Below are 12661 nucleotides of genomic sequence, written 5' to 3'. Positions count from 1 at the left end.
TGCCCGGTGCGTCAACACCGAACAAGTCACGACTTCCCCAAACGTTGTATTGGAACGCTTGGAGCGGATTTATTATGCCAAAAAATGACGCGACCCCGGAAGGGCGATCGCAAAACTTAACGCTTGATTGGAGTGGCAAAATTGTCATCGATATCAAAGCACTCAAGCGACTGCAAATCCTTGCAAATCGTTGTGCCGAAGGTTTGATGAACTCTCGGGACTGTACAGTCTTGTTAACTTCGCTCGACGCCCATCTGAGTGAGAGCGTATTGCCTGAGCCAGTTCGGAGTTCTCAGGCATTGTTGCTTTTAAAGCTTTATCGTGATGCCGTCCCGGCTGCCCTAGAGTTAGCAAATCAGCGGTTGGAAGAAATCACCACAACTGTGGTCGCCATCATGCTTGCCGCAGAACGTGCGGAAGGGGGCAACAATGAATAAACCTATTGTCAGCCACCGCCGAATTGACCAACTTAGGGCGATCGCTTCCGATTGTGGTTTTACCAGCGAAGACGCCAAGCGGTTCGGTAAGCTTTCCAGAACTGCTACGTGGGAAGCGCTGTTAGAAACCTACGGCATTCCTCCGCAGGTTGTAGACACTGTAGACAATCAACCTCAATCGCTTGATACGGGAAATAATTCAGCCCCTGGGCTTAGAGTTTTAGGGCTGGATATTTGCAAAAGCTCTGTTGTCGCGTGCCTGTTAACCCAAAAGCCTGCTCAGCCTCGGGAGGCTTATCATTCCTTAGAATTTTTCAAGCTGAACGCTGATGCTGCGGGAATCAAGCAGTTGCTAGCGCTCAAGCCGGACGTGGCTCTGATGGAACCCACAGGAATTAACTATCAGAGGCTCTGGGGAATTCAACTTGCAAAGGTGGGTGTAGAGGTGCGACTTGTTAGCAACAATAAGCTTCCGAGCTACCGCAAAACTCTTGACCTTCCAGACAAAGACGATGATGCAGATGCACTCGCCCTAGCTTGCTACTACTTCGATTATCAGCACCTACCCCGGCGATTTTTACAGGTGCGCGATGCTGTGACTGTGCGTGTCCGCGAGCTCTGCCTCAGACTGTGCCATTACAACCGCGTGCAGTCGCCCATAATCAATCGCCTGCGACAAGATTTGGCTTGGCAGTTTCCGGAAGTCATGAACGTGAAATCGGCGATCGGAGCGGATGACAACTTACCGCCTTTGCTATGGGGCTGGATAGCAGGGGAGCGAAACTCTTCCAGGTATGATCGCCTTTACGACCTGAGCGTCGGCTCTGGACTCACAGACGAATGCAGGTTTGCCGCTAAGATGTACTGCGACCTGGCGCTGCAAGAACGGCTGATCGAAACAGAACTTGCGAACCTGATTAAGACAGATATGCGGTTTCTTCCGTATAGAAAAGTCTTTGCCCGGTTTGGGTTTGGCGTCCGAACTCAAGGGATAATCCTTAGCCAGATTTTCCCCATTCAAAACTTCTTTGGTTCAGACAACAAGCCAGAAGTAGTCAAAACGAGGGGGCGTAACTCCAAGAAAGTTACAACAAAGCGCCGTAGCGAGGCACGTTTTATGAAAAGTCTTGGTGTGGCTCCCGTGCGTCAATGGTCAGGCGATGACAAGAAAAAGACTTCTCAAACAGGCAGTGATGTTTGCCGAAAAGCTTTATGGCAATGGATTTTTACCCGCATTGAACCGCAGCGAAATCGACCGCCAAACGCGGCTGTAGGCAAGCTAGTGGCTTACTTTTTGGAAGCTAAAAGTCAGAAGCAACCCATTCGCCTTGTCCGCTCGCGTTTGGCGGCCAAAGCTGCGCGCGCGCTTTGGCGTGAATTGGTTGCAGAAATTGTAGGAGCTGTAGACAATGTGGACGCTGTAGACACTGTAGACAACGGGCTAGACGATTAGGAGCGTGGGTCGGGGGGAAGCCAGGTTATGACCCGCCCCCCGACCACGTCTTTGTCAGTCCCCAGACTGTGTGATACCCAGTAAAACCAAAAAGCCATGATTGTCAAACTAATATATCAAGACAAACAACGCGCCCCATACATTACCCGAGCTACCTTCAGAAAACCGCCTGGGACAATAATTCACGACGATGCTGTTTTTCAAAATTGCAACATTGTTTACGTCAATAACAATAAAGACAATCCCATTTATCAATATCGAGAAGTCCCTTCGGTATTGATAAAGGAAATTGAGTTAGTGAGCTCGGTGCCGATAAAATTTAAACCAGCACCGGAGTAAAAGTAATGACAAAAACCGCAAAGCAACGAGGAGCAAATATCAGAATTGTTGGAACTAAATCGCAGATTTCCGAGCTACTAGCTGCATTCAGGGCCAAGGACTTTACGTGGCAGTCGAACGAGCACTTCTATGCTCGAAGAGATGAACCCGGTTTGTACTCGTACTACGTAGAAAATTTTGAGTGTGTGCAACAGTGCAAGGGTTCGGTTGAAGAGTAGCTGTAGCACCTGTTTTTTAGCGTTATTGCTTAAGAAACCTAATAGGTTTCGGAAAAGTTAGCAAGCGTACTATCGAGTATCGCTGAAAATCTTATAGCGGTTTGCACAACCCTAGGGTTTCTCATAAGAACCGTTATACTCAAATGCTTGCAGAGCAAGCGCTTCAGAGGTTGACAGGTCAGCCAAGGCTAAACCAGCCAATATGAAGCGCCAAACCTTTATCAGGCTTATGTTTCATCCACCTGGGTGTTATACGCAACCTAGGGTTGATCCGTAGCACTTTGCATCAAGACCAAACAGACTCAATTAGATGAAACTACTTTTTTACCCCAAGCTACAAACCTGTAGTCGCCGAGCTCTACTTCGACGCACCAAGCCTAACGTCTACACACCCAGGATACATTTGCTAAAAAGATTGGCTCGCCAGACTGGTATGACGATGGGGCAGGTATGGGCGCAACTGGAAGCGGAGCGGGAGCATCTTCTGAATCGGGACGCTTTGCCATAAACCCCAAAAAGTCCACTCAAGGTAAAATTAGATCTCATGAACAAGTCCCTTCTTCGTAAGTTAAAGCCATTTCTCTCTTGTGTGGCGCCCCAGGGCGGTCGCAACTTGTTTCAAGTATTTAATTTGTTAGAGGGAATAACAGGGAGAAATTATTGGCTCCGGCTCAATGAAGTGCTAAGGGCTTTCATCCTGCTCACACGACGCAGGCTCAACAAGCAGAGTGTGTCTAAAAGCCAAGCTTTTTGGGAGATTTCAGTTACTAAAATTATTGCGAGTGTGTGGCTAGGTGAATGGGCTGCCTTACGAACGACATTCTTCAGCCCTGCAATACTTCTACTACTTTTTCTAGAGACAACCCTAGATAGCAACCGCATCCCTGAGCGGCAAGATTTTACCTTTGAGGAAATAAAGCAAAGTCTGTGGGATAGGCATTGGCCGCCACAGAGACAGCGTTGTGATTTCATAGCCGCCTCCGCTTATTAATTTCAGCGGAGCGGTTCCCCCTGTCTAGCTCTAAATTGTCAAATACTACTTGTAAGCACCAAAAAACCGCTGCGACAATTGGAACCTGAAACAGCGGCTTTTTTGGATCACGTCGCCCAAAAGGAGGGCATATGACTACATCCTACCCCAACGGGGAAAATTTTGCATTTCAAAGTTTCAAATCTTTCAACCAAAAACACATCATTGAATGGGTTGAAGGCTCAGCCGTATTGGAAGCAATCGCGCGTCTCAACATAGAATCCCTGACAGTCAAGGAATTTAACGAAAGAATACGCCCCAAGGAACCCATCAAGACAGGTGGCTGGTGGTGTCGAGGCGTTAACTGGCGGACAGGCGCATTTATGGGTACGTGGTACGGGCAAGGTAAGCCAGACAAGCCACACCACCCTGAAGGATCTAAGGAGTGTAAATACCTTACAGGCAGCGGCATGGAACCGGATGCAATATTTCTGGCAATGCCTGAGAAAGACTATTGGGCAAAGGTTCACGCTGACAAATCCATTCCTCGCCATTGGACAGAAGGAGTTAAGAAGGCGGGGGCCGGTTTAAGTCTGGGCTTAGCAGTTATTGCTTTGACAGGGGTTTGGAACTGGGGAAAAGACGGGAGGCTGGCACGCTTTATTGAGGAGTGGGCGCAACCGGGAACAACTCATTACATTGATTTTGACTCGGACTATGCGGCCAATCCGTCTTGCCGTGCAGCCATTTTGAAGTTTAGCCGCTTGTTAGGTGAGCACGGGTGTGAAGTACACATCACTGTTTGGGATACGCAGTTCAAAGGGATGGATGATTTCATTAAAGCTAAAGGCGGTGAAGCATTCAAAGAAGCTGCTGCGAGCGCGCCAGCTCTAGAAAAATGGGAAAAACAACTCAAAAAAAGCGATCGCAAAAATGACTCTTTAAACCCTAATATTTCTTCTACTTCTCACCCGCGCACGCGAAAAGATGTAGTATATTTGGAGTCTTCTAGTAGTAACGAGGACTACATCCCAGATACTGCGCCCGCTCCAGAGCAAAACTTTGTCCAAAAAGCCATCGAAGCACTGTACACTGGCTCCCCTTGGGTATCGGTAGCCGGACAGCTTTTAGAATTCACTGGTACTCATTACGAACTGCGCCCCGAAGCGACTGAGAAGCGGCGAATCTTTGATTGGTTGAGTACCTATTCTGAATTCGTTAAGGGAAAATATCGCTGCAATCGAGCTAACTCTGCAAGCGTCAATGAGGTTTATAGCTCTATGCTCTTGGCTGTAGCTGTAGACCCCAACACCATCAACCCAGAAGGATTAAACTCTTCTAGCGGCGTAGTAAAAATTAACCCTGATGGCTCTCACTCGCTTGTACCGCATAACCCCAAGCACGTTTACACCTATGTCGGTTGTAAGTATGACCCCGCTGTTGACTCGACGGATTGTGATCACCTTTTGGAGTGTTTGGAGCCGTCGCAGCGTGAAATATTCCTGCGAACTGCTGCCGCTGCACTTAACCTAAAACTGGTGCGCTCAAAGTTGACGGGGCGGGGAGTAAAAGGTTTGCTCTGTCACGGGGAAGGGTCAAACGGTAAAGATACTTTGCGGGCTGTGTTAGCTGCTGTTTTTGGTCAGGGCATGACTGGCAAGTCGCTGTCGGATTTTAAATCCTACGATATGGGGCGCAAATTCACTCTGGCGGGGATTGAAGGAAGCATCTGCAACTGGGCTTCTGAAAACACGGCAAAAGTAGACCTAGACAACATTCAGAGTCTTAAGCAACTCATTACAGGCGACCCGATCGACATCGAGCGGAAGGGTAAAGACAGCTACGAATACAAACCGACCGCTATCTTTTTTGCTAATTGCAACAAGCTGCCATCTATCACTGGGGGAAATGCCGCCATTGACGACCGTTACGGCATCCTGAGGTTTGACAAAACCTATGTCCGAAATGCGATCGCTGCCGAGGGGCAATTAGAAGCCGACCCTCGCTTCAAGGAGGATGAAAAGTTCATTCTTGAGCAAATTGCGCCGGCGATGCTTAACAAGTTGCTGGAGCGGTTGCCGTTGTTGCTTACCGAGGGTATCGACTACAAGGCAACCAAGGATGCAATGCAGAAGGCCCAGGAGGAAAGCCGCCACCTCTGGCAATTTGTCCGCGATGTTGGTATTGAGGCACAATCTGGTTGTCGCATCTACATCGAAGATGCGTGGGAGCTGCTGCTTGACTGGTATCAGGAGACAGGGACGTTGGAAATTGAAGATAGAGAAGGCAAGAACAAGATGGTTTGGCATGACCTTCCTAACAAATATGACACGCCTGTGAAAGCTATAAACCAAGTGTTTGCAAGGTTTTCAGAGATTTTTCCTAAAATCCAGAAAATGCGACATACCGAAGGTGGCAGTCTTGACCCCCTTAAAGGGAAATTCTATTTGTCGGGAATTGTTCAAACTTCTGCTTCACCTCTGAATATTGCTTCACTTGCTTCACTTGCCCACACAGAGCGAGAGACAGCTTCACTTGTTGCTTCACTCGCCAAACCAAGTGAAGCACCGAGTGAAGCTAGAACCCTTACGGCGGGAAGAAGTGAAGCAAGTGAAGCAATTTCTCCCACTTTGTTGGACTTTTGCAATTTGTTCTCTAAACTCTCAGACTCCGACAAGCAAAAACTGACAGAACTGCTTACAGGCGTCCCCTGCTCTGACCCGCTCAAAGCTTTCAGGGTCGGAGACAAAGTGGCTGGCAACAAGCCAGAGGATTCTAGCTACAACTGGCACGGTCGCATCGTTGAGATTACCACCAGTATCAGTTGCAAAGTGGACTGGCAAGAGCGCGAAGGTATGAGGGGCGGACGGGTAATCTCAATGCTCTTCTGTAACCTGCGGAAAATTTAGAGGCTCTGCCTGACAACTAACGGCTCAATCTCATCCCCCTTAATTGGGGGATTTTTGTGTCTACAAGTTTTGTAGACAATTTGTTGACACTGTAGACAGCCGTCTGTTATTGTAGACAAATACTGTATACGGGTGTCTACGATGAGTCAAAGTCAAGTCGTATCGTTCAGAGCTTCCGGTCACTTCCTCAACTGGATAGAAGCTCAGAGGCTAGAGGGTGAGTCGGTCAGTCAAGCTGCACAACGCATTCTCAAGGAAGTTTCAGGCACGTCTACACCCCTGTCTACATTGTCTACAGCTAGCGACGATATTGTGTCTACACCGTCTACAGATTTGTCTACACGAAGTAATGATAGCGTCGTGTCTACAAATGTTGTAGACATTGTAGACAAGGCTGTAAGTTCAAGTCTTGACCCCGTCATGGAGCGTATGGCCGCCATTGAGGAACGCTTGGGAAAATTGAGTGCCTGAGCGATGGCAACGATGAATCGCTCAGGCAGGAATTGAAAGCGGCCAACAAGCAACTTACAGAATGGGATGCAGAACTGAATCAGTTACACGAGCGCAACGGCGATTTAGGGCTGAAGGTGCAGATGCTGGAACAAGAGCTCAAGGAAGCACGGCGCGATCGGGACGAAAATAAAAACTCGGCTCCGACCGTCACAGAATTTCCAGAGTCGGCCGACTTGCTCAACCAGTTAAAAGCGCGGCGCAAAAAGTCGAGGGCAGACTTGGCGGACGTGGAGACGTTCTTGGAAATATTGGGCTCGGAGAGTTGACCCGTGTCTGCCGAAAGGATACCGGGATACCACCTGACCCAGGTAGGCAGTGTTGTGCAATTGTTGTGCATTCGTCTTGCACAACAATTGCACAACAAACGCACAACAAATAAGGTTTGAGCCGCTCTCTCCTTTACGGTAAAGAACGGCTCAAAGCATTGATGCTATTAGGTTTGATTAACGGGTACGGCAGGACTTGAACCTGCGACTCGCTGCTTAGAAGGCAGCTACTCTATCCAACTGAGTTACGCACCCAACTCAAAAATCGCTAACAACATTATTCTATCGGTGGAATGTGCGATCGAGCAAGTAAATTATGTTTTGACACTCAAGCGGTCTGAACATACGCTCGATTCAAGAATCGATCTGCGATCTTCAAAGGCATTGTCAAGGTACCCTGACGCTCAAAACAACTACCCAGAGGTATTGCTATTGGGGTAACATTTATTTTCAAATCCCTTTGGGAACTCAACACTAGCCAATCCGGTACGCTCCCCACCCTGCCATTACTGGCTCTTTTTGTGTTGTGCTTCTATGCAATTAGGTGCTTCGCGGGAATCTCTCCCTACTAGGAATGGTTCAACACGTAGTTGATTATTCTTACTCGCACCTAGATTATAAGAGAAGATTCACGGCGGCTTCAACCGCCCAGGCGATGCCCGCTCGCGTAGCCGAAGGGTCGTTTCCCGGGCTGGTTCTCTTTGGGACGCTCGTTTTCCAGTTACCGAGTTTTTTTACGACTTACGCAGAAACCGGTTTGATGTACGAAAATACGGCGTGGAGAGCGATGGGGGAAAAAAACCAAGGTGATGAGAGTGCCTGTGCGTCCAAGGCTGTATCTGACAAAAGCTGTCAGGACTCACCTGCAAACAGCACAATTGTAAAGTTACAATCAAAACTAGGTAGGACGTGAACTAATGTAAGGTATTTAGAGGTCGAGTTGAAACCCAAATATTTTGTCGATCGGATATCTCAGAAAATAAGACCGAGGTCAGACAGGACAAGAGTCACAGGTGCTTTTTCAGGGATGTCTATTGGTTATGTTAACATTCGATAGTGGTAAAGCCTAAAACGCTGACCGCATGACCGAAAAACCAGAGATCGTTCCCTGATTTTAGGCATGAGTTGAGCCAGAATGACTGATTCGCTGATATTTAGTTATGTTGGCCAACATTCGGCTCGACTTGATATTTGATAAAAATGTGGTAGAACTAGGATTGAAAGACTCAGGTGAAAATCCTTGATGGTATGGAGGCTCTATATAAGCTTCCTCTACGGCATCAAAGCAACACAGTCAATCGCCCGCTCGGCAAGAGCGCGAAAATCAAGCGTTGCCAGTACAGGGGTTGTAAATTGTGCGCGGGGGATTTTCCTTCGTGCATTGATTGATACGCCAAAGCAGAGAGACAATCTCAGCTTAGATACTTGTTAGCATTTGTTAGCAAAAAAGTATCGGAACGCTTGAGGAGAGCACCATCTCTGGGTGATCGGGAGCAATCCTGCTAATTTAAGTGGACTCGCTGAATCAAGAATCCCCTCGCCCTTAGGCATGGGGAGTGTCAAAAGCACAGCACCTCGGCCATGACAGGAGTCAAATCGCAGTGTCATGTTTATTCTGAAACGGCAGGATGTTGAAATAACCAATTTTCAACACCCAAAACGGGATCAACAAATTCCCATTCTCAATTATCAGGGGCAGACTTTTCGCCTGATCAGCGCCTTCAACGGCAAGCAAGCAGAAGACGCCAGAGCCTTGTGGCGGGACTTAACCGACAACCGAGGCAAAGCCTGTGTTCTGCTAGAAGAGCCGGATCGATATAGCGTCTGGGGAAAAGTCCGTTTAGATCAGCTTGCCGGTGAAGAACCGGCAGGTAATGAAGCAACCAAAGCACCGCTGTTCGCGCAGGGTTGTCTGCTGCTCCTCCAAGCTGTTTACTTCGATGTAGAAGACCTCTTAGGCGCAAGGCAAGCCGCATCGTTTCAGAAAGATATCGCCAAGGTATTTCAGCAGGGAAACTTCCCCCAGGCAGACTCCCCTGATGCGATCAAAAATTGGCTAACCGTTAGTCCCTTGCAAAATCACAAGGCGCCGCCTTGGCAAGAGCAGCATCTCAAGACATTATTGCAAGAACTCCACCGTTTGGGCAAATCATACTTTGGCGATACGGGCTTCGCTGAGGGAGTGAGCGATGTGCTGCAAGATATGCCAGCACCGGATCGCACTCAGTTTCTAGATTGGCTGAAACAATCAGCCCTCAACAAGTTGTGGATCGCAGCATAGAAAATCTTTGACAATTGCTCAGACAATTGGGCCCAGATAATTGAGCTCAGATAATTGCACTTTAGGGGGTAGGTGATATACAGGTTGGATTACCAACGTGTATGAAGCAACAAAATTGTTGAGTCGGTTTGGAAGCCACTTAAGGTCTGGCAATTTAATTAAATGTCGATCGATCGCACTCCCCCACCCATAATCATTAGATATGAGTTGGGGAGTGCGCAAGCAAACAAACAGATGCCGCAACTTTTGAGGGTATAATTTCAGAGATAGATTGGGTACTGTAAAAGCCTTAAGGGTGGAGACATATACCGTATTTCTATCATTAATTTCCGGGCAAAAGATCGACTAACGACTAATTCCTTGAATTAGTAAATAGATATTATTCTTGCTTAGTCTTTCTAGAGTGTACAAGGGCAAAAGTCCCAAGGGCACGCTGAGGACGCCAGTTTTTCCGGGAGCGTCAGACAAAGGTTCTGTTGCGAAAGAATCCTCATCTACAATCAAAAATTGAGATGGGGTGCGTTCAACCGCTAGTTAGGTCTCGTGGAATCCCTATGAGTAGTACTTCAGAAAAGTCATCTACATCTCCATCTTTACTGTCAGCTCAGACCCTAGTGATTGCGGGCATTGTCTGGGCTGTAATGGCGCTGCTGTTCTTTTTGCTGTTCAGCGTCCCCTTTTCAGTAGAAGAGGGTTTACCTCTTTGGTACTCGATCGGCACTTATATTTTTGAATGCGGAGCATACTTGGGAGCGGCTTTAGTCTGTTTTAGAAACTGGCAAAGCCCGCACATGGTCAGCGGGCGCAACGTCTGGCTGGGCATTGGTCTGGGGATGCTGTTCTATTTCCTAGGCGGCGTGCTGTTCGGGATTTGGGAACTCTATTTCGAGTTAGACCCGGACGTGTCTCCTGCAGATGCGTTTTATCTGGGCAGCTATGTGGTATTGATTGGGGGCATGGTTCTAGCTGTGACTTCCAAGCGGCTGAATCTAGAAATTTGGCAGTGGGGTTTGTTAGCGGGAATTGCAGCCTTCGGGATTGCTGTAGCTATCTGGGTTGCTGCACCTGACTCTTGGAGGGCACAGCTAGGAATGGGCACAGCAGCCACTCAGGAAGTAGTGACAGGATCTGCACCATCGGCCGCTGCCAAAGGAAAAGCGCCTGCTTTGGACAATTCGTCCAAGTTACAGACAAAAGGAGCAGCAGCGACTGATGCTGAATCAGCACCCGAAGAAGCAGCAGAGGAAATCAAAGCTCCCGCATGGGTGATGGCACTTGACAAGCAACTGTCACCTTACAAAAATGCAATCAATTTGTTTTACATCGTCGGGGACGTTTTTCTGCTGATTATTGCTACTGCACTGCTGCTGGCGTTTTGGGGAGGACGTTTTTCCCAATCTTGGAGGATGATTGCGGCTGCGACTTTTTCGCTTTACATCGCAGATATGTACTTTAAATGGCGCGATACTCAGGCTGAGGGTACTTATCAAAGCGGCAGTTTGCTGGAAGTCTTTTTTGTTTTCAGCGCCATCCTGTTCGGAATAGGAGCTATCTTGGAACATGACATCTCAACGCGTTCTCGCCAGAGCAGACGCAGTCGTCGCGCAGCGTAGCGATTTGAGATTGGGGTTGGTTTGGCAAGCGATGGGGACGCGAAAGCTTTTTTGCCCTTGTCGGCATCTGTGAGCTTGAAATCAAAAATGAAAAATCACAGTTCGCTGATTGCTAGCCTGCGTCTTTTCACGTCTTTTTGCTGGAAAACTTGGCATGACGCCTACAAAACTCTCCGATTCAGACAAACGGGAACTCATCAGGCTGTACCGACAGTCAAACGAGAATACTATCACTTTGGCAAAGCGCTACGGAGTGAGCAGTTCGACTGTGAGGCGCATCATTCAGGGGGCTTTGTCGCAGCCGGAATATGAATTTCTAGTCCAGCAAAAACAAAAGCGTTTGTCCGATCGCACAAGTGTTTCTGAACCGACAGAGAGGACTACTGAGTCGTCGGCCGATGGCGAAACCGATCCGGTAGGTGTCCCCCTGTCGGAGTCAGCCCCCCTGCCTCCGGAGACCTCTAATTCGAGACCGACGATCCGAAAGCGTTCTGGATCAGCCCCTGAACCAGTTGCAGAACTCGAAATTCGAGGAACTGTAGAGTCGGATTTGGATGTTTCTGATTTGCCAGATGTCCAAGCAGCAAAGAAGGCCGCTCGGAGCGACCGCGCTGTTGTGACTGGTGAACAAAAGGCAATACTGCCAGCATCCGGGCTGCTGGCAGGTGAAGATTTTAGCGATTTCGACGAGGATGAGGATGAAGACGATTTAGAGGACGACTTCGACGAAGATTTAGAGGATGAAGACTCTCTGTTTGAACGCAGCCTGCTGGGTTCCATATCGTTGGGGGAGTCGATCGAGCTTCGGGGTACAGGGCTGATTCAAGTTTTGCCTTTAAGCGAAGCGTCTTTGCCCAAAATTTGTTATTTGGTCGTCGATCGGGGGGCGGAGTTAATCACTAGACCTCTAAAAGCTTTTGGCGAACTCGGTCAAATTCCGGCGGCGGAAATTCGCGAGAAAACCCTGGCAGTGTTTGACAATCACCGAGTGGCCCGCCGATTTGCTACTCGCAATCAAAGGGTTTTCAAGATTCCTGACGGCAGTATGCTGCAAAAAACCGCGCCTTATTTGCTAGCTAAGGGAATTACTCGATTGCTGATTGACGGTCAGGTGTATTCCCTCTAAGGGATCAAATCTACTTAATATTGTACGGTGTCGGATTCTTCTGGATTTGCCTGAAATTTAGGACGCGAGTTTTGGGAATCTGAAAGGTTCCACAGCGGTTGCAGTAGCGCACCTCCGATCAGTCCTGCACTCATGCTCATTGCCAATACTACTCCTACGGGCATTTGTATAGATTGAAAAAAGATAAAGTTTAAGGATACTGGCGCGGCGTTCTGCACAGAGATAATGCCGATCGCGCTTGCTAAAATTGCTACTAAAAAACTAATGGCGAGCAGAGGAATTGTTTTCATAAACGCGTTGACCGGCTAGTCATCTAACTGATATTATTATTTAATAATGGAAATATGTCTAAAACTATTATTTTTTTAACCATCAAATTATTTAATAATATACCACAAAATTAGGGTAAAAGTCAAGGAGAGGCGGGAAAAATTTCGTAATTTTTTTATTAATTTTAACGTATCGGCTCAATAAATAGGGGTAGCAGTTATTCTAGTTGCCAAGACAATCCCAAGGGATGAAGAGCAGATTTTTCG

12 protein-coding genes and 1 tRNA gene are annotated in these 12661 nt (G+C 47.9%); 11 read left to right on the top strand and 2 right to left on the bottom strand.

Annotation, left to right across the window (positions count from 1 at the left end):
* Window positions 1-74 precede the first annotated feature (74 nt).
* The 7 genes from QUB56_RS10055 (at window position 75) to QUB56_RS10025 (ending at window position 7105) form a co-directional block, all read left to right on the top strand.
* Window positions 75-437, top strand: coding sequence for a hypothetical protein (locus QUB56_RS10055; protein WP_332955006.1), 363 nt, complete (start codon window positions 75-77; stop codon window positions 435-437).
* Window positions 430-1890: an IS110 family transposase gene (locus QUB56_RS10050; RefSeq protein WP_332955005.1), complete on the top strand. Its 1461-nt coding sequence runs from the start codon at window positions 430-432 to the stop codon at window positions 1888-1890. The genes QUB56_RS10055 and QUB56_RS10050 overlap by 8 nt, the downstream gene beginning before the upstream one ends.
* A gap of 96 nt (window positions 1891-1986) precedes the next feature.
* A complete protein-coding gene (locus tag QUB56_RS10045; RefSeq protein WP_332955004.1) occupies window positions 1987-2229 on the top strand; it encodes a hypothetical protein in 243 nt (80 codons plus the stop codon).
* Window positions 2230-2234: 5 nt separating this feature from the next.
* Window positions 2235-2447: a hypothetical protein gene (locus QUB56_RS10040; RefSeq protein ID WP_332955003.1), complete on the top strand. Its 213-nt coding sequence runs from the start codon at window positions 2235-2237 to the stop codon at window positions 2445-2447.
* Window positions 2448-3569: 1122 nt separating this feature from the next.
* Entirely contained in the window at window positions 3570-6326 is a 2757-nt protein-coding gene (locus QUB56_RS10035) for a DUF3854 domain-containing protein (RefSeq protein ID WP_332955002.1), read from the top strand.
* A 141-nt stretch (window positions 6327-6467) separates the two neighbouring features.
* Entirely contained in the window at window positions 6468-6797 is a 330-nt protein-coding gene (locus tag QUB56_RS10030; RefSeq protein WP_332955001.1) for a hypothetical protein, read from the top strand.
* 32 nt (window positions 6798-6829) lie between these two features.
* On the top strand, window positions 6830-7105 hold the full coding sequence (locus tag QUB56_RS10025) for a flagellar alpha dynein (protein WP_332955000.1): 276 nt from the start codon (window positions 6830-6832) through the stop codon (window positions 7103-7105).
* 181 nt (window positions 7106-7286) lie between these two features.
* On the opposite strand, the gene QUB56_RS10020 is transcribed toward QUB56_RS10025, so the two are convergent.
* Window positions 7287-7360, bottom strand: a tRNA-Arg gene (locus QUB56_RS10020).
* A gap of 319 nt (window positions 7361-7679) precedes the next feature.
* On the opposite strand from QUB56_RS10020, the gene QUB56_RS10015 reads away from it, so the two are divergent.
* From QUB56_RS10015 to QUB56_RS10000, 4 genes are all read left to right on the top strand, one after another.
* The gene (locus QUB56_RS10015; RefSeq protein ID WP_332954999.1) at window positions 7680-8018 is read left to right on the top strand and encodes a hypothetical protein; all 339 of its coding nucleotides are present in this window, start codon (window positions 7680-7682) and stop codon (window positions 8016-8018) included.
* 693 nt (window positions 8019-8711) lie between these two features.
* Window positions 8712-9386, top strand: coding sequence for an Npun_F0813 family protein (locus QUB56_RS10010; protein WP_332954998.1), 675 nt, complete (start codon window positions 8712-8714; stop codon window positions 9384-9386).
* Window positions 9387-9940: 554 nt separating this feature from the next.
* Entirely contained in the window at window positions 9941-10999 is a 1059-nt protein-coding gene (locus QUB56_RS10005) for a hypothetical protein (protein ID WP_332954997.1), read from the top strand.
* A gap of 154 nt (window positions 11000-11153) precedes the next feature.
* Window positions 11154-12125, top strand: a complete 972-nt coding sequence (locus QUB56_RS10000; RefSeq protein ID WP_332954996.1) for a hypothetical protein — start codon at window positions 11154-11156, stop codon at window positions 12123-12125.
* 14 nt (window positions 12126-12139) lie between these two features.
* Here the strand turns inward: QUB56_RS10000 and QUB56_RS09995 are convergent, their stop codons facing one another.
* Window positions 12140-12415, bottom strand: coding sequence for a LapA family protein (locus tag QUB56_RS09995; RefSeq protein WP_332954995.1), 276 nt, complete (start codon window positions 12413-12415; stop codon window positions 12140-12142).
* Window positions 12416-12661 lie beyond the last annotated feature (246 nt).

Origin of the sequence: Microcoleus sp. AR_TQ3_B6, assembly GCF_036702785.1 — a bacterium.
In the GTDB taxonomy this organism is placed as follows: domain Bacteria; phylum Cyanobacteriota; class Cyanobacteriia; order Cyanobacteriales; family Microcoleaceae; genus Microcoleus.
Note: the sequence above shows the minus strand (reverse complement) of the source record. Positions and strands in the feature narration are given on the sequence as shown.